Consider the following 20,653-nt stretch of genomic DNA (forward strand, 5'->3'; position numbering starts at 1 on the left):
GTTGCGTTCCGCGGTACGGAGAGGGACATTCCTTATGAAGAAGACAGTGATTTTCGCGCTGGCAGGCAGCATGTTTGTTGGCGCCTGCACGACCGATCCTTACACCGGTCAGCAGAAGGTTTCGAACGCCGCAGCAGGTGCTGGCATCGGCGCGCTTGCCGGGGCGGGCCTTGGCCTGCTCGCCGGCGGCAATGATCGCCGCAACGCGCTGATCGGTGCCGGTGTCGGCGCTCTCGCCGGTGGTCTCGCCGGCGGCTACATGGACAGGCAGGAATCCGAGCTGCGCGCCCAGCTCCAGGGCAGCGGCGTCAGCGTCACCCGCGCCGGCGACCAGATCATCCTGAACATGCCGTCCAACATCACTTTCGCCACCGACCAGGACGCGGTGAAGTCGGGCTTCTACGACACGCTCAACTCGGTTGCCCTGGTGTTGAAGAAATTCAACCAGACCACCGTCGATGTGTTCGGCCACACCGATTCGACCGGTGGCGACCAGCACAATTTCGACCTGTCGCAGCGCCGTGCGTTGTCGGTGGCCAACTACCTCGGAGCCCAGGGCGTCGATTCGCGCCGCTTTGCCGTCACCGGCTTTGGCGCGACCCGTCCGATTGCTTCCAACGCCACCTCGGAAGGCCGTGCCCAGAACCGTCGTGTCGAGATCCAGCTGTCGCCGCTCACCTGAGCGGCGAGTAGCCAGGCAAGCTAATGAAACGGCCCCTTGCGGGGCCGTTTTTCATTTGGAGCGCTCGGTAAGTCCATGATCTGGAGGCGGTCGAGCCAGCCTTATGAAAGACAGGTGCCGACAAAAGAAAATGGCCCCGAAAGGGGCCATTTTTCGTTGAGGCGCAGCGCGCTCAGATGTTCGTGGTGATCAACATGAACGCGGGCAGGTCGTCGCCGAAACCGATCGTGCGGTCGTCGTCTTCTTCGCGTTGATGGCGGCGGTTGCCGCGATTGTCATCGCGACGTGGCTTGTCTTCATGCTCGCGCGGCTTGCGATCGGCGTTGCCGTTCCTGATTGCTTCCTTGCGGACGCGGCGCTCGTCGATGTCGGACACGACATTGTCGACCGGAGCTTCGCTTATCGGCGCTGCAGCCTGGACGACAGGCGCTTCCTCACGCGGCTTGCGTTCGCGTTCGCGGCCATGCTTTTCCTTGCCGGCGCGGCGCGGCGCGCCACGGCCACGGCGTGGAGCCTCGTCGTCGCCTTCGCTGGCAACGACCGTCGACAGGTCGCCATCGTGCCACTCCACCGGCAGGCCGGTCAGGCGCTCGATGGCGTCGACATACTTGGTGTCGGACTTGGTGACGATGGTGAAGGCCTTGCCGAGGCGCCCGGCACGGCCGGTGCGGCCGATGCGGTGGACATAGTCTTCCGCGTGAATCGGCACGTCGTAGTTGAAGACGTGGCTGACCTCGGGAATGTCGAGACCGCGCGCGGCGACGTCGGAGGCGACAAGCAGCTTCAGTTTGCCGTCGCGGAATCCGGCGAGCATTGCCATGCGCGCGCGCTGGTCCATGTCGCCATGCAGCGCACCGGCATCGAAGTCGTGCTTGACCAGCGAGCGGAACAGTTCCGACACGTCGACCTTGCGGTTGCAGAAGATGATCGCGTTCTTGATCGCATCGCCTTCGGCATTGATGAGGTTGCGCAGCGTTTCGCGCTTGTCCCACGGCTTGGGGCCGGACTTGACGAGGCGCTGGGTGATGTTGGTGCTGGTCGACGCAGCCTTCGAGACCTCGACGCGAATCGGTGCGTGCAGGAACTGCTCGGTCAGCTTGGTGATCTCGGGTGGCATCGTTGCCGAGAAGAACAGCGTCTGCCGGGTGAACGGGATCAGCTTGCAGATGCGCTCGATGTCCGGAATGAAGCCCATGTCCAGCATGCGGTCTGCTTCGTCGATGACAAGGATCTCGACGCCGGTCAGCAGAAGCTTGCCGCGCTCGAAATGGTCGAGCATGCGGCCCGGCGTCGCGATCAGGACGTCGGCGCCACGCTCAAGCTTCTTTTCCTGCTCGTCAAACGACACGCCACCGATCAGCAAGGCGATGTTGAGCCGGTGGTTCTTGCCGTACTTGATGAAGTTCTCTTCGACCTGAGCCGCGAGTTCGCGCGTCGGTTCGAGGATCAGTGTGCGAGGCATGCGTGCACGGGCACGGCCTTTTTCAAGGCGCGTCAGCATCGGCAGCACGAAGGATGCCGTCTTGCCGGTACCCGTCTGGGCGATGCCAAGCACGTCCTTGCCCTGCAGTGCGTGCGGGATCGCACCTGCCTGGATCGGCGTGGGCTGGGTGTAGCCCGCGTCGGTGACTGCGGAAAGGACCTTCGGCGAAAGGCCGAGGTCTGCGAAGGTCAACGCTTCTGGAGCGGTCTGAGTGTCTTCGGACAAGTTTGTTGGCTGTCTTTGCTCGTTCAAGGGCGCGGCACACTGGCCACGACAGGCGCAAACCGCCTGCAATATGCCGCAACGCGATAGGCGTAAGTGCGCGATTTGTCAACTCAAACTGGCACACGCGCGGCGATTGCAGCTGATTACTTCCAGCTGTGGCCCAATGATCAGTATTTGAATTGCTCGGCCAGGATGCGTTCGCTCCAGGAATGGCCGGGGTCGAACAGCAGGGTTGCGGTGTGGGTTGCGGATTCCCGGACCTCGACTGACACCACCGACTTGACTTCGGTATGGTCGGCAACCGCGTTCACCGGGCGCTTCTGCTCTTCCAGGATATCGAAACGAACCACAGCCGTCTTGGGCAGGAGCGCGCCGCGCCAGCGCCGCGGCCTGAATGGGCTGACCGGCGTCAGGGCCAGAAGTGGTGCGTCGAGCGGCAGGATCGGGCCGTGGGCCGACAGATTGTAGGCTGTGGACCCAGCCGGCGTCGCCACCATCACGCCGTCGCAGATCAGCTCTTCGAGCCGGACCTTGCCGTCGACGGAAATGCGAACCCTTGCCGCCTGGTAGGATTGGCGCAGCAGTGAAACTTCGTTGATCGCCAGCGCTTCCCTCGATGTTCCGGCGTCGTCGACCGTCACCATCTCCAGCGGCCGGATGGTTTCGGCCACCGCCGCGGCCAGGCGTGCGGGCAGGGCGTTCTCGCGATACTCGTTCATCAGGAAGCCGACCGTGCCACGGTTCATACCGTAGACGCGCTTGCCGGTGCTCATCGTCTCGCGCAGCGTCTGCAGAAGAAAACCGTCGCCCCCAAGCGCCACGACGATGTCGGCCTGGTCATAAGACATCTGGCCATAGCGCTGGGAAAGCCGCTTGGCGGCGGCATCCGCCTCCACTGTTCCGGAGGATACGAACGAAAATGTCAGCGACTTGGCGTCCATGTGCTCCCCGCCGGCGGTCCGAACGCCACTGCCGGCCGCCGGCAACGGGGTAGCATGTGGTTTTGCCGAAGCAAAGGGAGCGGAATGACCAGCGCGCGCTGCCCGGACAGGCTGCCTCAGCCGGCGGCTGCGCGAATGATCGTGCATATGCCGCTGCGCACGACCTCGTTGGTCGTCACTTGCCCTGGCTGGATGTTGAACACGGCATTGACCAGCGTGCCGCCACCCTGGCTGCGGGCAACAACCCGCAGCGTTTGTGGCCGCCCGCTGCCGGACGTTTCCTGGTGGGCGTCGATGGCGCCGAGGTTCTTGTCGACGGTAATGCCGGAAAAGCCTTCGGCGGCGACCGCCTGCGCCAGACGCTTCAGCGCCTCGGCCTGCTTGACCTTGGGAAAGGACTGCGAGCTCTTGTAGGATACCGCCGTGACCAGCGGAATGCCGCTAACCTTGAAGTTCTTCTCGCAGGTCTGCGCCTGGGCGAGTGAAATGCCAGTCAGTGTGAAGATGGATGCCAGCAAGGTGTGTTTTAGCATTTGCTACTCCAAGGCAGCCTGTTTTCTGTTCGAGCGCATAATCGGATGTCGAAGTTACTGAGGTCAAGTGTGCGGCTCGACAAGCGACGCCGGTTTCTTGGCGTGCATTATATTAGGAAATGCGCATAAGATTGCGTGGCGATCGCAAATCAACTCGGGTTGGAAACGTTAAGCTTCAAGCATTATGCACCGTTGCAGGAGCAGGATCGGAATTCGCAAGGGTGCGTCGCTGTGTGGAAGATAACGTTCAGGGCCTGCCTGGTCACAATTGCCGTCATTGTTGCAAGCCAGATCATTTCCTTCGCGATCCGCTATTCGGCCGGCCAGCCGTTTACCGCATTCGTTTTTGCGATGAATTCGGTCTTGCCGATCCTGACGGCGTTTCCTGCCGGTTTCCTCATCTTCTGGCAGAACGAAAAGCTGAAACGTGCACTGGCCGAACTGTCAGAAGCGCATACCCAGCTGAAGGCAAAAGCGACGCATGACCAGATGACCGGGCTGCTGAACCGGGAAGCGTTCTTCGAGAAGTCGAAGCAGGCTCGACGAAAATGCGATTCTGGCGCGCTGCTTTTGATCGATGCCGATAACTTCAAGAACATCAATGACACCTTTGGCCACCTTGTCGGCGATGAGGCGCTCAAGCTGATCTCGAATGCGTTACGCGCCTCGATCCGCGAGCATGACCTGGTCGGGCGTGTTGGTGGCGAGGAGTTTTGCGTGTTCCTGCCGGCCACAAATCAGGACGAGGCAGCCTCGATCGCCGAGCGGATTCGCGCCGAGGTCGAACGAATCGCCTTCCATCCAGTCGACGGACGCCCGCATCGCCTGACCGTCAGCGTCGGGGCGGTCGTTTCAGCCGGGCAGCAACCGACATCGCAGCTCATGCGCCTCGCCGACCGCGGCCTCTATGAAGCCAAGGAGCAGGGGCGCAATCGCGTGGTATTTGCCAAGGCAGTGATGTCGGCAGCCTAGCGCCGTTTTGAAGGTACCTGGGTCAGCCCATGCCGGTGGCGTAGTGGAGATACACGGCGAGCACGATGAAACCGATGATAGTGGCGACGCCGGTCCAATCGACCCGCGCCTCTTTCATCTGGCGGAACAGCTTGAGCAACAGCAGCCACGCGACGATCACCACCACGGCAATAATCACGAACCTGATCATCCATCACCTCCAGCGCAGCCGCTCGTCCGGCCAGCAACCTGGATATAGTGGGCACATGGCTTCAGTTTTAGGGCGCGGGGCGTCTGCGTACCCTGGGGATGCTGCGATACTCGCTCGAAATTGTCTTTACTGAGCCACAAAATATGCTAACCGGGGCAAAATGCCCTTGTAGCTCAGCTGGTAGAGCAGCGGTTTTGTAAACCGAAGGTCGCGGGTTCGATTCCTGCCGGGGGCACCAGCCTTCCTATTCAGCCGCTTCCGTGTCCGATTTGCCAACGGCATCCTGGCATATGTCGCACCATTCCGCGCCGACGAGCGTTGCCATGCGCTCAATCCCGATTCTGACCGCAGCGTTAGTGGCACCTGCCGCCGGCACGACTTCGTCATAGGTGCGCAGCGACACGTCGCAATAGACCTTAAGCGGCGCTGCGAGGCCGAAGGGGCAGACGCCGCCGACGGGATGCCCAGTCAGTTCCGCGACCTGCTCGACATCGAGCATGCGTGGCTTGGCGCCGAAGGCATCGCGGCATTTGCGGTTGTCGATGCGCGCGTCGCCGCGCGCGACAACCAGGATCACCCGATCTCCGACGCGCATGCAGATGGTCTTCGCGATCTGGGCGGGCTCGACGCCATGCGCCTCGGCGGCGAGCGCCACCGTCGCCGAGCTTGTCGGCGTCACGATGACTTCGATGTCGGGGGCGTGTTCGGCGAAGAAGGCTTTGACTGACTGCAGGCTCATGATCGTTCCAGCGATGGTCATTGCGAATGAGGCTTTTGACTTCAGCCGTTGTCGCACGGCTGTCAAGCACAGGCGTTTGGCCCACTCGGGTTGGCCGCCTCGAACAGTTGATGAAAAAGTTCTCTGGCCTCGTGAACCTTTTGCGCGCTTGCCGCGACTGATCGATATGAGGCGGATGGATCGCCTCCCAGATCAACCGAAGGAGAGCACCATGTCTTTCAAGAGCAAGATGATTTCGGGACTTATCGCAGCCGCCGTCGTCACCACCGGCCTCATTGGCACTGTCCAGCAGTCTTCGGCCGGCGGCCTGACCAGAGCCGAAGCTGCAGCGCTCGCCGGCGCCGGCGGGTTCATTGCCGGCGCGATCATTGCCGGCGGCCATCGCCCGGCACCCGCACCTTACTATGACGCCTATTACCCGGCCGATCCTTATGACAGCCACGTCCAGCGCTGCTTTGCGCGCTACCGTAGCTACGATCCGCGCACCGACACCTATGTCGGCTACGATGGACGCCTGCGCTACTGCCGCCTGTAGTCAGAACGAACCTGCACCGCGGGAGAGGGGGCAGCCCTTCTCCCGCTTGTGTTTTCAAAGGCCAGGCACCGTGCCGTCAGGCGAGCCACCGATCATTCTGGTCAGTTCGGCAGCGGCATCCCTGACGATCGGACCGATTTCGCCGAGACGTTCCGATGTCACGCGCACCGTCGGCCCGGAAACTGAAACCCCGCCAATGGGTTCGCCGAATTCGTTGAACACGGCGGCGGCAATGCAGCGCATGCCGGGATAGCGTTCTTCGTCGTCCACCGACCAGCCGCGCGCGCGGATCTGCTCGAGGTCGCGGGCAAGCAGCGCCGGTTCCGACAGCGTCCTTTCCGTGTAGGCATCGAGTCCGGCCTTGCGGACGATGGCATTGACGCGGTCGCGGTCGAGATGGGCAAGCACTGCCTTGCCGATGCCCGAAGCATGGAAAGGACTGCGCGTTCCCGGCCGGAAGAAGGCCCGGATCGCCTGGTGCGTCTCGACCTGGCTGACGAAGACCACGCAATCGTCCTCGGCAACGCCGAGATTGGCGGTTTCGCCGGTCTTTTCCATCAGTTCCTGCATGACAGTGCGGGCGCGGTCGACGAGCTTGCGCCGCCGCAGGAAGGCAGCGCCCATGCGATAGGTTTCGACCCCGATCGACCATAACTGGCCATCAGGATCGAACTCGACCATGCCGTGGTTCTGCAAGGTCGTCAGCATGCGGTAGGCGGTTGCGGCGGCAAGGTCGGAAGCAGCCGAGATCTCGCTCAGCGACAGGCCGTCGCTGTGTGCGACAATGGCGAGAATGCGAAGCGCGCGGTCGAGCGATTGCACGGATCCAGCATCCGGCGCGGGCTGGAATGCGCGAGGGCGCCCGCGCTGCCGTTTTTCCATCGTTGCCATGCCGTCGCTCCAGATTGCTTTTAAAAAACTTTTTCATCCATATTGGGCGGCGATGCAACGAAAAATGAAAAGCGATGTAAAATCAGGAGGTAAGCGGTGTCATCAACTAATGAAAAAATATTTTGAAAAAATTGCAAAATGCGACCCGGGATGACACGATCTGCCCAACATCAGTTTCCAGTTGGAGGTAAGACCATGGCCAGGATGCGCGCTGTCGATGCAGCGGTCCTCGTTCTCGAGAAGGAAGGCATCTCGTGTGCTTTCGGTGTGCCGGGTGCGGCCATCAACCCGCTTTACTCGGCGCTGAAGGCACGCGGTTCGATCCGTCACGTGCTTGCCCGTCACGTCGAGGGCGCGTCACATATGGCTGAAGGCTATACGCGGACCAAGGCCGGCAATATCGGCCTGTGCATCGGCACCTCGGGTCCGGCTGGCACCGATATGATCACCGGTCTCTATTCGGCATCGGCCGACTCGATCCCGATCCTGTGCATCACCGGCCAGGCGCCGCGCGCACGGTTGAACAAGGAAGATTTCCAGGCCGTCGACATCGCGGCGATCGCAGCCCCCGTCACCAAATGGGCCGTCACCGTCATGGAGCCATATCTGGTTCCGATGACGCTGCAGAAGGCATTCCACCTGATGCGCTCTGGCCGTCCCGGACCGGTCCTTGTCGATCTGCCTGTCGACGTCCAGCTCGCCGAGATCGAATTCGACATCGACGCCTATGAGCCGCTCGTGGTCCATAAGCCGGCGATGACGCGCGCCCAGGCCGAAAAGGCGCTGTCGATGCTCAACGAGGCGGAAAAGCCGCTTATCGTTGCCGGTGGCGGCATCATCAATGCCGATGCCTCGGACCTGCTCATCGAGTTCGCCGAAATCACCGGCGTTCCGGTCGTTCCCACGCTGATGGGCTGGGGCTCGATCCCGGACGACCATCGCCTGATGGCCGGCATGTGCGGCTTGCAGACCTCGCATCGCTACGGCAATGCGACGATGCTGGCCTCGGACTTCGTTCTCGGCGTCGGCAACCGCTGGGCCAATCGCCACACCGGCTCGGTCGAGAAGTACACGGCAGGCCGCAAGTTCATCCACATCGACATCGAGCCAACCCAGATCGGCCGCGTCTTTGCGCCTGACCTGGGCGTGACCTCGGATGCCGGTGCGGCGCTGAAGGTGCTGCTCGACGTCGCCACCGAGTGGAAGACGGCGGGCAAGCTGCGCGACTGGTCCGGCTGGGCCAAGGAGTGCCAGGCGCGCAAGAAGACGATGAAGCGCAAGACCCATTTCGAGCAGGTGCCGCTCAAGCCGCAGCGCGTCTACGAGGAAATGAACAAGGCGTTTGGACGCGACACCACCTACGTCACCACCATCGGCCTGTCGCAGATCGCCGGCGCGCAGTTCCTGCACGTCTACAAGCCACGCAACTGGATCAATTGCGGCCAGGCCGGCCCGTTGGGTTGGACGCTGCCGGCGGCACTCGGCGTTCGCGCTGCCGACCCGGATCGCGATATCGTTGCCTTGTCGGGCGACTACGACTTCCAGTTCATGATCGAAGAACTGGCCGTCGGTGCCCAGCACAAGCTGCCCTATATCCACGTCGTCGTGAACAACGCCTATCTCGGCCTGATCCGCCAGGCGCAGCGCGGCTTTGCGATGGACTTCGAGGTCAGCCTGTCGTTCGAAAACATCAACCGTTCAGGCGACCCCGAAGCGGGTTATGGTGTCGACCATGTCGCTGTTGCCGAAGCCATGGGCTGCAAGGCGGTTCGCGTGCGCAAGCCGGAGGAATTTGCCGCTGCCTTCAAGCAGGCCAAGCAACTCATGAAGGAGCATCAGGTGCCTGTCGTCCTCGAGTTCATTCTCGAGCGCGTCACCAACATCTCCATGGGCGTCGAGATCGACAACGTCGTCGAGTTCGAAGAGCTTGCCGAGAGCAACGAAGACGCACCGACCGCAATCATGCTGCTCGACTGATTTTCCGAGGAAAACGCAAATGCCCAAGTTCTCAGCCAATCTTTCGATGCTCTTTGGCGAGCATGACTTTCTCGACCGCTTCGACGCCGCTGCGCGCGCCGGCTTCAAGGGTGTCGAGTACATCGCGCCTTACGACCACGCGCCTGACGTCGTTGCCGCGCGCCTCAAGAAGAACGGCCTGACCCAGGCGCTGTTCAACCTGCCGCCCGGCGACTGGGCGGCTGGCGAGCGCGGCATCGCCGTGCTGCCCGACCGCATCCACGAGTTCCGCCAGGGCGTTGCCAAGGCGATCACCTATGCGCATGCGCTCGGCTGCGAGCAGGTGAATTGCCTGGCGGGCATCGCGCCGGCCGGAAACGCCCGTGACGTGCTGGAAAATGTCTTTGTCGAAAATCTCGCCTTCGCGGCGGAAAAACTGAAGACGGCGGGCATTCGCCTGCTGATCGAACCGATCAACACCAGGGACATCCCGGGCTTCTTTCTGACCAACACCAGGCAGGCGCTCGGCATCATCGACAGGGTCGGCTCGGACAATCTCTTCCTGCAATACGACATCTACCACATGCAGGTCATGGAGGGCGATCTGGCCCGCACCATCGAGGCCAATCTCGCCCGCATCGCGCATGTGCAACTGGCGGACAACCCCGGTCGTCACGAGCCGGGCACGGGCGAGATCAACTACCCGTTCCTCTACGAGCATCTCGACCGCATTGGCTACGCCGGTTGGGTTGGTGCCGAATACAAGCCCAAGGCCGGGACGGTCGAAGGCCTGGGCTGGTTCGCGGGTTTTGCCGACAAGGGCAGCGCTGCCGCCTGATCGCGCGGCCATTGGAATTGAAGGAATATTGAAATGGAAAAAATCGGATTTGTCGGCCTGGGCATCATGGGCGCGCCAATGGCGGGGCATCTGCTCGATGCCGGCTACGAGGTCATCGCCAGCGACCATCGCGGCGCGCTGCCAGCCGAGCTGGTTGGCAAGGGGCTGAAGTCGGTCACCGGGCACCAGGCACTGGCCAAGGCTTGTGACATCATCATCCTGATGGTGCCCGACACGCCGCAGGTGGCTGACGTTCTCTTCGGCGAAAATAGTGTTGCATCAGGTCTTTCCAAGGGAAAGCTCGTGATCGACATGAGTTCGATCTCGCCGATCGAGACCAAGGAATTTGCCAAGAAGATCAATGCGCTCGGCTGCGACTATCTCGATGCCCCAGTGTCGGGTGGCGAGGTCGGCGCCAAGGCTGCATCGCTGACGATCATGGTCGGCGGTGAGGACAAGCCGTTCGAGCGCGCCCGTCCGGTGTTCGAGAAGATGGGCAAGAACATCACGCTTGTCGGCCCCAACGGCGTCGGCCAGACCACCAAGGTCGCCAACCAGATCGTCGTCGCCCTCACCATCGAGGCGGTCGCCGAAGCGCTAGTGTTCGCGTCCAAGGCGGGCGCCGATCCAGCGAAGGTCCGTCAGGCGCTGATGGGCGGCCTGGCTGCCTCGCGCATCCTCGAAGTGCATGGCGAGCGTATGTACAAGCGCACCTTCGCGCCCGGCTTCCGCATCGAGCTGCACCAGAAGGACCTCAACTTGGCACTTCAGGGCGCCAAGGCACTCGGCGTGTCCCTGCCGAACACCTCGATGACGCAGGAACTGTTCAATTCCTGCGTCGCCAATGGCGGGGCCAGGGAAGACCATTCAGCACTGGTGCGCGCGCTGGAGCGCATGGCCAATTTCGAGGTCGGCTCGGATGCGGCTGACACCAAAGGCAAGGCGGCATAGGCAGGGAGGGGCGCGGCGGAAGTTCCCAACGCCGCATCTTTCTTATCACTGTCGATGAACGGGCTCCTGCGCCAGCGCAGCGGGCCCGTTCACCGTTCGGCTCGGCTGGTGCAGATCAATTGCCGCCCAGCACCGTCCAGTTTGCACCGCCGTCTCTGGAGACGACGATTGCGCCGGTGCCTGTTACCGCGACCATGCGCGCGGGCGCCTGGTGGTCCATCGCCAGGTGAAGAATGTAGCCTGCCGGATCAGGTCCTTCGGCCGGCCTCTCGAAGGTCGGCGCCGTCTCTGCGGCCCGCAACAGCCCGCGCCCCGGCGCAAAGGCGTAGATCGTGCCGTCAGGGGTCAATTCGACCGTTGTGACCGGCACGCCGGCCAAGATGGGCTGCTGCCAGCTGCCGGCACCATCACGGCTCACCATCAACCCGTCTTCGGTTGCTGCGTAGACGACGTCAGGGTTTGACGGCGAGACGGCCAGGTCGATCAGCTTGGCCAGCGCATCGCCCGCAATCGCCCAGGTTTTGCCGCCGTCGCGGCTGGTCTGGATCGCGCCATACGCGCCGTAGAGCACATCAGGGTTCGAAGGACTGACCGCCAGTTGGTGGAAGTCGACAGGACCGTCGACGCCGGGCGCGATCTTCGCCCAGCTCTTTCCCGAATCTGTCGACTTGATGAAGCCGAGATTGCCGCCGCCCTGGGGGTGGCCGCTGGCGAACAGAACCTTGGAATCGGTCGGGTGCGGCACAAAGCCCATGAAGTCGTCACGGCTTTCCGAAACCGGCGTCACCGTGCCGTCGGGCGCAGCTTTCATCAGCCCGTGGTGGGTGGCGATCAGGACGCTCGATGGATCGGCACGGTCGAAGGCGAGCCCGTGGATATGCGTCTTTCCGGCGAGCTCAGCGACGCTGTTTCCCTGTGCGGCTGCGGGCAGGGCGGCGCCGAGCGCGATGCTGGCTGAGAAGAGGGCGAAAAGCGTGAGGCGACGCGCCATGACAAGACTCCGTTGTGCCTGCAGGCTACGGCTTCCGCCAAGTGGAAGGTCAAGAGGCGCGGCGTCTTGTTTCCGCGGTGGTGCCGACATGGCTGGCCTGCTGGCCAGCCATGGGCTTCAGCGCAGGAATTTCCGCGCCGCGTACAGCGACACAGCTGCCGCGTTCGACACATTGAGCGAGTGGATCGCACCGGGCATGTCGAGTCGCGCCAATACGGTCACTGTCTCGCGCGTCTTCTGGCGCAGGCCTTTGCCTTCGGCGCCGAGCACGAGTGCCAGCTTGTCGCCGGCAAACGTCTTTTCGAGTTCCGCCGGGCCTGCCGAATCAAGTCCGATGGTCTGGAAGCCGGCCTCGTGCAGCTCGCCGAGCGCGTCGGCGAGATTGCGAACTTCGATCAGGTCGATGTGTTCGAGGGCGCCCGAGGCCGACTTAGCGAGCACGCCGCTCTCATGCGGGCTGTGGCGTTGCGTCACGATCAGTGCGCCCGCGCCGAACGCCACCGCGGAGCGGATGATCGCTCCGACATTGTGCGGGTCAGTCACCTGGTCGAGCACAAGAATCAGCGGCGAATCGCCCAGCGCCGACAGCGCCTTGGCTTTCAGTGGCTCGGCCTCGATCAGCACGCCCTGGTGAACGGCGTCCGTGCCCGTGATCTTGTCGATTTCTCTTGGCTCAACCAATTCGGTGGCGAAGGGCAGGGCGCCAAGGTCGGCGATCTCAAGCCGTTCCATCGCATTGCGCGTAACCCACATCTGGCGGATCTTGCGGCGCGGATTGTCGAGCGCTGCGCGTACCGTATGGATCCCGTAGAGGCGCACCAGTCCGTCGGCGGCGTTCTCGCCTGGCGGCACATGGCGCTTCGGGCGAAATTCAGGCGCGCCACCGCTCTTTTGGTCGCGAAAGGTGCGACGCAGCTTGGCGTAGTGGCTATCCTTGGGTGTTCCGGGCTTTTTTGTATCGTTCATGCGCCTGCTATAGCGCCAGCTCTGGGCTTTGGATACGGCCCGTTAGTCGGCGCTTTGAATAATCCGCATGAAAACGCGCCCTGTCCGGTTGACAGGCCAAATCCTTGTCGCCATAAGCCCACGCAGATTTCGGGGCAGGGCGCTTCGCTCGGAACCGGGATCGAAAAAGCCTCGTAGCATGGCTCCGGCAAAGCAGTTGGAGGAGTGCCCGAGTGGTTAAAGGGGACGGACTGTAAATCCGTTAGCTCAGCTTACGTTGGTTCGAATCCAACCTCCTCCACCACTGCCGGCCCGGAAGCCATAAACGCTGCCCTCGAAAGGTGATCTCATCTTTCCAAGGCACCACGCGGCAAGGTGAATACCAGAGCGTGCTTCGCTCCTGAACAGGCGCGAGGCGCTCAGGGCGCGGGTATAGCTCAATGGTAGAGCAGCAGCCTTCCAAGCTGAATACGCGGGTTCGATTCCCGCTACCCGCTCCAGGGCTTTTCGCTGAAGCAAGAAGCCTTTTATTTGCATCCGCTTGCCCCCATATGTGCGTCCTGCACTGAAAGAGCAGCTTAGCTTTTGGCCGCGACCTGGTCGTTTGGCCAAAAGGTGCTTGTCTTTTTCGGCCTTTATCGGTAATCGCCCCGCATCCGACCGGAACCAAGGTCCCGATGCTCAAGGAAAGAGACAATGGCAAAAGGTAAATTCGAGCGTAATAAGCCTCATGTGAACATCGGCACGATTGGTCACGTTGACCACGGCAAGACGTCGCTGACGGCGGCGATCACCAAGTATTTCGGCGAGTTCAAGGCCTACGACCAGATCGACGCAGCGCCTGAAGAAAAGGCTCGCGGCATCACCATTTCGACGGCCCACGTCGAATACGAGACGCCTGCTCGTCACTACGCCCACGTCGACTGCCCCGGCCACGCCGACTATGTGAAGAACATGATCACCGGTGCCGCCCAGATGGACGGCGCGATCCTGGTCGTGTCGGCCGCCGACGGCCCGATGCCGCAGACCCGCGAGCACATCCTGCTCGCCCGCCAGGTCGGCGTTCCGGCACTCGTCGTGTTCCTCAACAAGGTCGACCTGGTCGACGACGCCGAGCTGCTCGAACTGGTCGAGCTCGAAGTTCGCGAATTGCTGTCGAAGTACGAATATCCGGGCGACGACATTCCGATGATCAAGGGTTCGGCTGTTGCTGCACTCAACGATTCCGACAAGAAGATCGGTGAAGACGCGATCCGCGAGCTGATGGCCGCTGTCGACGCCTACATCCCGACGCCTGAGCGTCCGATCGACCGTCCGTTCCTGCTGCCGATCGAAGACGTGTTCTCGATCTCGGGCCGCGGCACCGTCGTCACCGGTCGCGTCGAGCGCGGCATCGTCAAGGTTGGCGAGACTGTCGAGATCGTCGGCATCAAGGCAACCACGTCGACGACGGTTACCGGCGTTGAAATGTTCCGCAAGCTGCTCGACCAGGGCCAGGCTGGCGACAACATCGGCGCGCTGATCCGTGGCGTTGGCCGTGAAGACGTCGAGCGCGGTCAGGTCCTGTGCAAGCCGGGTTCGGTCAAGCCGCACAAGAAGTTCGTGGCTGAAGCCTACATCCTGACCAAGGAAGAGGGTGGCCGTCACACGCCGTTCTTCACCAACTACCGTCCGCAGTTCTACTTCCGCACGACTGACGTGACCGGCATCGTGACGCTGCCGGAAGGCACCGAGATGGTCATGCCCGGCGACAACATCACCGTCGATGTCGAGCTGATCGTGCCGATCGCCATGGAAGAGAAGCTCCGCTTCGCTATCCGTGAAGGTGGCCGTACCGTCGGCGCCGGCATCGTCGCTTCGATCAAAGAATAATCGACGTCCTTTCGTCGAATTGCATCAAGGGCGGCCTTCGGGCCGCCTTTTTTGTTTGCCCGATACGTTGCAAGTCCCGGCTCCGGCAGTACTATCGCTGGGTAGCGGCTGGTTTGGGGGATCCGCCATGGGGAAGGGCTCGCGCGCGGTCTGGCAGGACCTTGTCCTGTTTTTTGCCCTTGCCATTGCCGTCGCGTTGTTGCTCCCGGCCTCGGCGCAGGCTGCCAAGACCAAAGCTCCGGAAAATGACGGTCCACCCATGCGCTTCGTCGTCGTGCGCAGCTCTTCGCCGGGATGTGAGCCGTTCTGTCCGGAATGGATTTCAGCCGAGGGCGCGATCACGCCAGCGACGCCTGCTGCTTTCAAGAAGTTTCTCAAGAAGCTCGGCGACAAGCGGTTGCCGGTCATCGTGACCTCGCCAGGCGGCCGGGTCGAGGCAGCATTGGAACTGGGGCGCATGTTGCGTGCCCGCAAGCTCGACATTGGCGTCGGGTTGACGCGTTTCGTCGAATGCGCGCCCGAGCAAAAGGGTTGCAAGCTCGATCCAGCCAGAAAAGGTATCTATCAGGGCGCGCTATACTCGGCCGGCGCCTACTGTGCCTCGGCCTGTTCGATAATGTTTGCGGGCGGCGTGCGCCGGCATGTCGGCCAGTGGGCCTATATGGGCGTGCATCAGGTGACGTCGCATGTCACGCAGCAGAAGATCACCTATCGTGAGACCTACAAGGTCGTGAAAGGCAAGCGGAAGACCGTCAGCCGCAAGGTCGTCCGCCGCAAGACGGTGGGCAGCTACACCACCACCAAGATGGGCAAGGCGTTCAACGCCACGATGTTGGCCTATCTCAAGGAGATGGGGGTCAAGCAGGCGATGTACGAGATCGGGCAAAGCACTCCGGCCGCCGAGATGCGCCAGCTGACACCCGTCGAGATGCTCGGCATGAACCTGATCACCAGCCTGGATGCGACCGACGTCCTGGTGAGCATCGAGAGCTGCAGGATCGCGACCCCAGCCGCGAACTGCATTCTGGCGCCAGGACAAAAGCTTGCGTCCGATTCCTACCCCAAGCCACTCGTCGCCAAAGAACCCGGGATGTGGCTGGCAGTCGTGCGTTCGGTCGGGGCCTGTGAACCTGATTGCCCCGAATGGATCTCCGCCGAAGGGCAGGTCGATGACGCTGCACCGCGGCGGCTGGAAACTCTGCTCAAGGAACTAGGTGACATAAAGCTGCCATTGGTAATTTCCTCAAGCGAGGGAGATCCGATTGCCGCGATGCTGATGGGGCGCGTTGTCCGCGCAAACGGCCTTGATGTGGCCGTTGGGCGCACGTTCTTTGCCGGCTGCAAGCCGAACGGTAAGGGCTGCACCGGCTGGCAAGGTGACGGGCGGCCATATCTGGGCATAGCGGGATCAGGTGGGGCGGAATGTGGCGAGAGTTGCCTTTTGGTGCTGTCGGCAGGAAAGACCCGACTGCTTGGCGAGGGAGTTCCTGCTGGCTGGGGTCCCAGTCCGGCACTGGACGCTCCAATACGCAATCACTACCTCGTGCAGATGGGGGTTGGACCGAAAGTAGGCGATGCGGCACCCGGTTTTGGTAAGTTGGATGAAGTTGCGCTGGCTCTCCTCCGGGAGGGCTATCTGACGACCAGGTCGGGTTCTGTCCAACTTCTGATCGACAGTGGCCTTTGCCGGACTTCACCTCGGCCGGTGAACTGCCGGGCACTGCAATAGTCGGTAGGTGGCGCGTAGTGGCGCCTGCTCAAGCAGATCGACGAAGCTGCCATGACTGGGCTGTGGTTGAAACGATCCTAGGCTGTTGACCTCGGATATTGAGGTGCTTTTCTTCGTGGACTTCCGTCCCACGGTTCCGCTCCCCATATGCCTCCAACGCAATAGGAGGAAGGCAATGCAAAAGGACGTGCCGACATTGTTCGAGTGGGCTGGAGGCGCCGCGGCGCTCCACCGGCTGACGCGTGTATTCTATGACAAGGTGCGTAGCGATCCGCTGCTCGAACCGGTGTTCCGGAACATGTCCGGCGACCATCCCGCGCATGTCGCCGCCTTCATCGGGGAGGTGTTTGGCGGGCCGAAGGACTACAGCGAGACCCATGGCGGCCATCCCGCGATGATCAGCCATCACCTCAACAGGCACCTCACCGAGGCGCAGCGCCGGCAGTGGATCGCGCTGTTGCTCGATGCCGCCGATGAGGTGGAGCTGCCCGACGATCCCGAGTTCCGTTCGGCGTTCGTCGCTTACCTCGAATGGGGCACACGGCTGGCCAAGCTGAACTCGCAGGACGGTGCCGCGCCCGCGCTCCACGAGCCGATGCCCCGCTGGGGCTGGGGCGTTCCGGGCGGACCTTACGTGCCGTCGGGCAAATCGTGATCTGAAGCCCGGATCTGCCCAGGCCGAGCGGGCGAGGGCGCCTGCGTTGCGCCTAGCGAATTCCGCCTGTGAATGTTCGCGACATCACGCATTGCGCTCTTTACAGACGGCGTGGAAATCCTTAGGAAGCCCGTGCTGCGCAGATGATGCGCGGCGAGATGCACGGGCATAGCTCAGTTGGTAGAGCGGCGGTCTCCAAAACCGCAGGTCGTAGGTTCGAGCCCTGCTGCCCGTGCCAGTCTTGCCAGAATTCGCTAATTCAGGCATAAGGACTTCTTATAGCCGGAACGGAACGACTGGATGGTTCCGACGCGGCGTTTATACGTAAAGCTTGTTCCTGCCACTTGCGTGGAGAGAGAATCGGTTTTATGTAAGCGAAACAGACACGCGGCGCGTGGAGCTGGGGATCCGGCTTTACGCGTCCGAATTGCATGGGCGAAATGTCGCTGATTCGGCGTTGATATCGTTCATGTGGTGGCATCTCCCGGTCACGGGATCATCCAGAAGTCCGGTCAACGGACGTTGAGAGCAGAGCGGCACATGGCGAAAACCACGAACCCCTTCACCTTTCTGCAGCAGGTAAGGTCGGAAACGGCGAAGGTGACGTGGCCATCACGGCGCGAGACGATGATCTCCACGGTCATGGTTCTCGGCTTTGCAATTATTGCGATGATTTTCTTTTTTGCCGCTGACCAGCTGATGGCATTCGCTGTCGAGCAGATCTTGGGCATTGGCCGCTAAGGCTGCGAATACGGAGAATTCCTGAGATGACTGCGCGCTGGTATATCGTCCACGCCTATTCGAACTTCGAAAAGAAGGTCGCCGAGGACATTGAGCACAAGGCTAAGCAGAAGGGCCTGAGCGAGCAGATCGAGCAGATCGTTGTTCCGACCGAGAAGGTCGTTGAGGTTCGCCGCGGCCGCAAGGTTGATGCCGAGCGCAAGTTCTTCCCGGGCTATGTGCTGCTGAAGGCCCATTTGACCGACGCCGTCTTCTCGCTCGTCAAGAACACGCCGAAGGTCACTGGTTTCCTTGGCGATTCGAAGCCGGTGCCGATCACGGAAGCTGAGGCCCAGCGTATCCTGAACCAGGTTCAGGAAGGCGTCGAGCGTCCCAAGCCGTCCGTCACGTTCGAGATCGGCGAGGCGGTTCGCGTTTCCGACGGTCCGTTCGCGTCGTTCAACGGTTTCGTCCAGGAAGTGGACGAGGAGCGGGCGCGCCTCAAGGTGGAAGTTTCGATCTTCGGGCGCGCTGTGCCTGTCGATCTCGAATTCGGTCAGGTCGAAAAGGGCTGATCGAAACGCCCGTCACCGGTCTCGGTGGTGGGCAGTGCCGGGCGCAGGCCTGGCGCAAGCATGGTGGGAGAAGAGGCGGCTTAGCCGGTTGTCTTTTTCGCACCACCAAACTGCAACCGCCGGGTCATCCGGCATAAAACGAAAGCAGGAAAGAGATGGCTAAGAAAGTTGCGGGCCAGCTCAAGCTCCAGGTTTCCGCGGGTTCGGCGACGCCGTCGCCCCCGATCGGTCCGGCGCTTGGTCAGCGTGGCATCAACATCATGGAGTTCTGCAAGGCGTTCAACGCGCAGACCCAGGAGCTCGAGAAGGGATCCCCGATCCCGGTCGTGATCACCTATTACCAGGACAAGTCGTTCACCTTCGTCATGAAGACGCCGCCGGTGGCCTACTTCCTGAAGAAGGCTGCCAACCTCAAGTCGGGCTCCAAGGAGCCGGGCAAGATCAAGGCTGGCGAGATCAGCAGCGCCAAGGTGCGCGAGATCGCCGAAGTCAAGATGAAGGACCTGAACGCGAACGACATCGAAGCCGCCATCAAGATGGTCGAAGGCTCGGCTCGTTCGATGGGCCTGGAAGTGGTGGGCTGAGATCATGGCTAAGATTGCAAAGCGCGTTTCCAAGTCCCGCGAAGGCATCGACGTCAACAAGGCTTATGGCCTTGGTGAAGCGATCGAGCTTTTGAAGGCTCGCTCGTCGGTCAAGTTCGACGAGACCATCGAAGTCGCCATGAACCTCGGCGTCGACCCGCGCCACGCTGACCAGATGGTCCGCGGCGTGGTCAACCTGCCGAACGGCACGGGCCGCACGGTCCGCGTCGCGGTGTTCGCACGTGATGCAAAGGCTGATGAAGCCCGCGCAGCCGGCGCTGACATCGTTGGTGCGGAAGATCTCGTCGATATCGTCCAGAAGGGCCAGATCGACTTCGATCGCTGCATCGCCACTCCTGACATGATGCCGCTGGTCGGCCGTCTCGGTAAGGTGCTCGGCCCGCGCGGCATGATGCCGAACCCGAAGGTCGGCACCGTGACCACCGACATCGCCGGAGCCGTCAAGGCATCCAAGGGCGGCGCCGTCGAGTTTCGCGTCGAGAAGGCCGGCATCATCCACGCCGGCGTTGGCAAGGTCTCGTTCGACGTCAAGGCGCTGGAAGAAAACATCCGCGCTTTTGCTGACGCGGTGAACAAGGCCAAGCCGGCCGGCGCCAAGGGCGTGTACGTCAAGAAGGTGTCCGTCACCTCGACGATGGGCCCTGGCCTCAAGGTCGAACTCGGCACGCTTGCAGCGTCCTGATGATTTGAATTCGGATCGGCCGGCAACGGCCAGATCCTGAAAAGAATTCCGGGCCTCCGGGCCCGGATTTTCGAAGGCTGGAAACGGCTTTCGAATTTCCTGTCCGAGATTGCAGGCGGTCCAAGCGACCCTTGGTCCTTAATTCGAATGGGCCTGCATGAGACGGGGTGAAGACCAGACAAAGGAGCCTTTGCTCCAATGAAAGGTTCGAACCGTGTTTGCCTTTTGTCTGCGCATCGCGCCGGGCCACAAGCCCGTCAGGTGTGGCGAAAGGGGGCAGGATCCTCGAGCGCCGTTCGGGTGATCTGGAATTTCTGGATTGGCCGCCCGGCAAAAGGCAACCCGACCGCTCACCCGCAAATGGGAGGCGGTCAACTGGAGATAGGCAGTGGACAGAGCGGAAAAACGCGAACTCGTCACGGGCCTGAATGACGCGTTCTCGAACGCAGGTTCAGTCGTCGTGGCCCACTATGCCGGTATTACCGTCGCGCAAATGAACGATCTTCGCGTGAAGATGCGTCAGGCCGGCGGCACCGTCAAAGTCGCGAAGAACCGTCTCGCCAAAATCGCTCTTCAGGGCACGGAATCCGAAAGCATCATCGATCTGTTCAAGGGACAGACGCTGGTTGCCTATTCGGAGGATCCGATTGCAGCGCCGAAGGTCGCGTCCGACTTCGCCAAGATCAATGACAAGCTTGTCATCCTTGGTGGTTCGATGGGCACGACCCCGCTCAATGCCGACGGTGTCAAGGCTTTGGCCGCGCTCCCGTCGCTCAACGAGCTGCGTGCAAAGCTGGTTGGCATGATCGCCACCCCGGCTACCCGGATCGCCCAGATCGTCAATGCGCCGGCGGCTTCGGTCGCGCGCGTCATTGGCGCCTATGCCCGGAAGGACGAGGCGGCATGAGGCCGTTCCTCGCTATCATCAACACACGTTCGAACT

The 20,653-nt window shown here is 61.9% G+C and carries 22 protein-coding genes and 4 tRNA genes; 18 read left to right on the top strand and 8 right to left on the bottom strand.

Annotated features, from left to right (window positions below):
* Nucleotides 1–34 precede the first annotated feature (34 nt).
* Nucleotides 35–682 carry a YiaD family glycine zipper/OmpA-like lipoprotein gene (locus J1C56_RS02970; protein WP_214385853.1) on the top strand — a complete coding sequence of 216 codons (648 nt, stop codon included), beginning with the start codon at nucleotides 35–37 and terminating at the stop codon, nucleotides 680–682.
* Between the two features lie 172 nt (nucleotides 683–854).
* Here the strand turns inward: J1C56_RS02970 and J1C56_RS02975 are convergent, their stop codons facing one another.
* The 3 genes from J1C56_RS02975 to J1C56_RS02985 form a co-directional block, all read right to left on the bottom strand.
* The gene (locus J1C56_RS02975; RefSeq protein ID WP_214385855.1) at nucleotides 855–2,390 is read right to left on the bottom strand and encodes a DEAD/DEAH box helicase; all 1,536 of its coding nucleotides are present in this window, start codon (nucleotides 2,388–2,390) and stop codon (nucleotides 855–857) included.
* A gap of 167 nt (nucleotides 2,391–2,557) precedes the next feature.
* Complete coding sequence (locus J1C56_RS02980; RefSeq protein WP_214385857.1) at nucleotides 2,558–3,331, bottom strand: NAD kinase; 774 nt, start codon at nucleotides 3,329–3,331, stop codon at nucleotides 2,558–2,560.
* Between the two features lie 116 nt (nucleotides 3,332–3,447).
* Nucleotides 3,448–3,864: a hypothetical protein gene (locus J1C56_RS02985; protein ID WP_214385859.1), complete on the bottom strand. Its 417-nt coding sequence runs from the start codon at nucleotides 3,862–3,864 to the stop codon at nucleotides 3,448–3,450.
* 135 nt (nucleotides 3,865–3,999) lie between these two features.
* On the opposite strand from J1C56_RS02985, the gene J1C56_RS02990 reads away from it, so the two are divergent.
* Nucleotides 4,000–4,836, top strand: coding sequence for a GGDEF domain-containing protein (locus J1C56_RS02990; RefSeq protein ID WP_338001393.1), 837 nt, complete (start codon nucleotides 4,000–4,002; stop codon nucleotides 4,834–4,836).
* Nucleotides 4,837–4,858: 22 nt separating this feature from the next.
* Here J1C56_RS02990 and J1C56_RS02995 read toward each other — a convergent pair whose 3' ends face one another.
* Nucleotides 4,859–5,026, bottom strand: a complete 168-nt coding sequence (locus J1C56_RS02995) for a hypothetical protein (protein ID WP_214385860.1) — start codon at nucleotides 5,024–5,026, stop codon at nucleotides 4,859–4,861.
* A 162-nt stretch (nucleotides 5,027–5,188) separates the two neighbouring features.
* On the opposite strand from J1C56_RS02995, the gene J1C56_RS03000 reads away from it, so the two are divergent.
* A tRNA-Thr gene (locus tag J1C56_RS03000) sits at nucleotides 5,189–5,264 on the top strand.
* A 6-nt stretch (nucleotides 5,265–5,270) separates the two neighbouring features.
* Here J1C56_RS03000 and J1C56_RS03005 read toward each other — a convergent pair.
* Entirely contained in the window at nucleotides 5,271–5,765 is a 495-nt protein-coding gene (locus tag J1C56_RS03005; RefSeq protein WP_214385862.1) for a YbaK/EbsC family protein, read from the bottom strand.
* A gap of 211 nt (nucleotides 5,766–5,976) precedes the next feature.
* On the opposite strand from J1C56_RS03005, the gene J1C56_RS03010 reads away from it, so the two are divergent.
* Nucleotides 5,977–6,300 (top strand): BA14K family protein, encoded by a 324-nt coding sequence (locus tag J1C56_RS03010; RefSeq protein WP_214385864.1) that lies wholly within the window; start codon nucleotides 5,977–5,979, stop codon nucleotides 6,298–6,300.
* A 54-nt stretch (nucleotides 6,301–6,354) separates the two neighbouring features.
* On the opposite strand, the gene bhcR is transcribed toward J1C56_RS03010, so the two are convergent.
* On the bottom strand, nucleotides 6,355–7,191 hold the full coding sequence (gene bhcR / locus J1C56_RS03015; protein WP_214385866.1) for an HTH-type transcriptional regulator BhcR: 837 nt from the start codon (nucleotides 7,189–7,191) through the stop codon (nucleotides 6,355–6,357).
* A gap of 195 nt (nucleotides 7,192–7,386) precedes the next feature.
* Between bhcR and gcl the strand changes: the two genes are divergently transcribed.
* The 3 genes from gcl to J1C56_RS03030 are packed head-to-tail and all read left to right on the top strand — an operon-like array spanning nucleotide 7,387 to nucleotide 10,936.
* Nucleotides 7,387–9,168 (top strand): glyoxylate carboligase, encoded by a 1,782-nt coding sequence (gene gcl, locus J1C56_RS03020; protein ID WP_214385868.1) that lies wholly within the window; start codon nucleotides 7,387–7,389, stop codon nucleotides 9,166–9,168.
* 19 nt (nucleotides 9,169–9,187) lie between these two features.
* Nucleotides 9,188–9,985 carry a 2-oxo-tetronate isomerase gene (gene otnI / locus J1C56_RS03025; protein ID WP_214385870.1) on the top strand — a complete coding sequence of 266 codons (798 nt, stop codon included), beginning with the start codon at nucleotides 9,188–9,190 and terminating at the stop codon, nucleotides 9,983–9,985.
* A gap of 33 nt (nucleotides 9,986–10,018) precedes the next feature.
* Entirely contained in the window at nucleotides 10,019–10,936 is a 918-nt protein-coding gene (locus J1C56_RS03030; RefSeq protein ID WP_214385872.1) for a 2-hydroxy-3-oxopropionate reductase, read from the top strand.
* A gap of 115 nt (nucleotides 10,937–11,051) precedes the next feature.
* On the opposite strand, the gene J1C56_RS03035 is transcribed toward J1C56_RS03030, so the two are convergent.
* Entirely contained in the window at nucleotides 11,052–11,927 is an 876-nt protein-coding gene (locus J1C56_RS03035) for a WD40/YVTN/BNR-like repeat-containing protein (RefSeq protein WP_214385874.1), read from the bottom strand.
* Between the two features lie 117 nt (nucleotides 11,928–12,044).
* Nucleotides 12,045–12,893: a 23S rRNA (guanosine(2251)-2'-O)-methyltransferase RlmB gene (rlmB, locus tag J1C56_RS03040; RefSeq protein WP_214385876.1), complete on the bottom strand. Its 849-nt coding sequence runs from the start codon at nucleotides 12,891–12,893 to the stop codon at nucleotides 12,045–12,047.
* A gap of 198 nt (nucleotides 12,894–13,091) precedes the next feature.
* On the opposite strand from rlmB, the gene J1C56_RS03045 reads away from it, so the two are divergent.
* From J1C56_RS03045 to rplJ, 11 genes are all read left to right on the top strand, one after another.
* Nucleotides 13,092–13,176 (top strand) — tRNA-Tyr (locus J1C56_RS03045).
* A 122-nt stretch (nucleotides 13,177–13,298) separates the two neighbouring features.
* Nucleotides 13,299–13,372, top strand: a tRNA-Gly gene (locus tag J1C56_RS03050).
* A gap of 196 nt (nucleotides 13,373–13,568) precedes the next feature.
* A complete protein-coding gene (gene tuf, locus J1C56_RS03055) occupies nucleotides 13,569–14,744 on the top strand; it encodes an elongation factor Tu (protein ID WP_214385878.1) in 1,176 nt (391 codons plus the stop codon).
* Nucleotides 14,745–14,871: 127 nt separating this feature from the next.
* Nucleotides 14,872–16,473, top strand: a complete 1,602-nt coding sequence (locus J1C56_RS03060; protein WP_214385880.1) for a hypothetical protein — start codon at nucleotides 14,872–14,874, stop codon at nucleotides 16,471–16,473.
* Nucleotides 16,474–16,648: 175 nt separating this feature from the next.
* Complete coding sequence (locus J1C56_RS03065) at nucleotides 16,649–17,128, top strand: group II truncated hemoglobin (RefSeq protein ID WP_214385882.1); 480 nt, start codon at nucleotides 16,649–16,651, stop codon at nucleotides 17,126–17,128.
* Between the two features lie 162 nt (nucleotides 17,129–17,290).
* Nucleotides 17,291–17,366 (top strand) — tRNA-Trp (locus tag J1C56_RS03070).
* A 302-nt stretch (nucleotides 17,367–17,668) separates the two neighbouring features.
* Nucleotides 17,669–17,869, top strand: coding sequence for a preprotein translocase subunit SecE (secE, locus tag J1C56_RS03075; protein WP_184774692.1), 201 nt, complete (start codon nucleotides 17,669–17,671; stop codon nucleotides 17,867–17,869).
* A gap of 26 nt (nucleotides 17,870–17,895) precedes the next feature.
* Nucleotides 17,896–18,423 carry a transcription termination/antitermination protein NusG gene (gene nusG / locus J1C56_RS03080; RefSeq protein ID WP_115732114.1) on the top strand — a complete coding sequence of 176 codons (528 nt, stop codon included), beginning with the start codon at nucleotides 17,896–17,898 and terminating at the stop codon, nucleotides 18,421–18,423.
* A gap of 155 nt (nucleotides 18,424–18,578) precedes the next feature.
* Nucleotides 18,579–19,007 carry a 50S ribosomal protein L11 gene (gene rplK / locus J1C56_RS03085; protein WP_055973823.1) on the top strand — a complete coding sequence of 143 codons (429 nt, stop codon included), beginning with the start codon at nucleotides 18,579–18,581 and terminating at the stop codon, nucleotides 19,005–19,007.
* A 4-nt stretch (nucleotides 19,008–19,011) separates the two neighbouring features.
* A complete protein-coding gene (gene rplA / locus J1C56_RS03090; RefSeq protein WP_214385884.1) occupies nucleotides 19,012–19,710 on the top strand; it encodes a 50S ribosomal protein L1 in 699 nt (232 codons plus the stop codon).
* Between the two features lie 388 nt (nucleotides 19,711–20,098).
* Entirely contained in the window at nucleotides 20,099–20,617 is a 519-nt protein-coding gene (rplJ, locus tag J1C56_RS03095) for a 50S ribosomal protein L10 (RefSeq protein WP_214385886.1), read from the top strand.
* The last annotated feature ends 36 nt before the right edge of the window (nucleotides 20,618–20,653 follow it).

Origin of the sequence: Aminobacter anthyllidis (assembly GCF_018555685.1) — a bacterium.
GTDB classification, from domain to species: Bacteria; Pseudomonadota; Alphaproteobacteria; order Rhizobiales; family Rhizobiaceae; genus Aminobacter; species Aminobacter anthyllidis.

Bases quoted from the DNA above. Each gene is read 5' to 3' on its own strand.
- rlmB (WP_214385876.1), bottom strand. From the start codon at position 12,893: ATGAACGATACAAAAAAGCCCGGAACACCCAAGGATAGCCACTACGCC.
- J1C56_RS03030 (WP_214385872.1), top strand. From the start codon at position 10,019: ATGGAAAAAATCGGATTTGTCGGCCTGGGCATCATGGGCGCGCCAATG.
- nusG (WP_115732114.1), top strand. From the start codon at position 17,896: ATGACTGCGCGCTGGTATATCGTCCACGCCTATTCGAACTTCGAAAAG.
- J1C56_RS02985 (WP_214385859.1), bottom strand. From the start codon at position 3,864: ATGCTAAAACACACCTTGCTGGCATCCATCTTCACACTGACTGGCATT.
- J1C56_RS02980 (WP_214385857.1), bottom strand. From the start codon at position 3,331: ATGGACGCCAAGTCGCTGACATTTTCGTTCGTATCCTCCGGAACAGTG.
- J1C56_RS03005 (WP_214385862.1), bottom strand. From the start codon at position 5,765: ATGAGCCTGCAGTCAGTCAAAGCCTTCTTCGCCGAACACGCCCCCGAC.
- J1C56_RS02970 (WP_214385853.1), top strand. From the start codon at position 35: ATGAAGAAGACAGTGATTTTCGCGCTGGCAGGCAGCATGTTTGTTGGC.
- J1C56_RS03035 (WP_214385874.1), bottom strand. From the start codon at position 11,927: ATGGCGCGTCGCCTCACGCTTTTCGCCCTCTTCTCAGCCAGCATCGCG.
- J1C56_RS02995 (WP_214385860.1), bottom strand. From the start codon at position 5,026: ATGATCAGGTTCGTGATTATTGCCGTGGTGGTGATCGTCGCGTGGCTG.
- J1C56_RS03010 (WP_214385864.1), top strand. From the start codon at position 5,977: ATGTCTTTCAAGAGCAAGATGATTTCGGGACTTATCGCAGCCGCCGTC.
- rplA (WP_214385884.1), top strand. From the start codon at position 19,012: ATGGCTAAGATTGCAAAGCGCGTTTCCAAGTCCCGCGAAGGCATCGAC.
- J1C56_RS03065 (WP_214385882.1), top strand. From the start codon at position 16,649: ATGCAAAAGGACGTGCCGACATTGTTCGAGTGGGCTGGAGGCGCCGCG.
- J1C56_RS03060 (WP_214385880.1), top strand. From the start codon at position 14,872: ATGGGGAAGGGCTCGCGCGCGGTCTGGCAGGACCTTGTCCTGTTTTTT.
- bhcR (WP_214385866.1), bottom strand. From the start codon at position 7,191: ATGGCAACGATGGAAAAACGGCAGCGCGGGCGCCCTCGCGCATTCCAG.
- otnI (WP_214385870.1), top strand. From the start codon at position 9,188: ATGCCCAAGTTCTCAGCCAATCTTTCGATGCTCTTTGGCGAGCATGAC.
- secE (WP_184774692.1), top strand. From the start codon at position 17,669: ATGGCGAAAACCACGAACCCCTTCACCTTTCTGCAGCAGGTAAGGTCG.
- gcl (WP_214385868.1), top strand. From the start codon at position 7,387: ATGGCCAGGATGCGCGCTGTCGATGCAGCGGTCCTCGTTCTCGAGAAG.
- rplK (WP_055973823.1), top strand. From the start codon at position 18,579: ATGGCTAAGAAAGTTGCGGGCCAGCTCAAGCTCCAGGTTTCCGCGGGT.
- tuf (WP_214385878.1), top strand. From the start codon at position 13,569: ATGGCAAAAGGTAAATTCGAGCGTAATAAGCCTCATGTGAACATCGGC.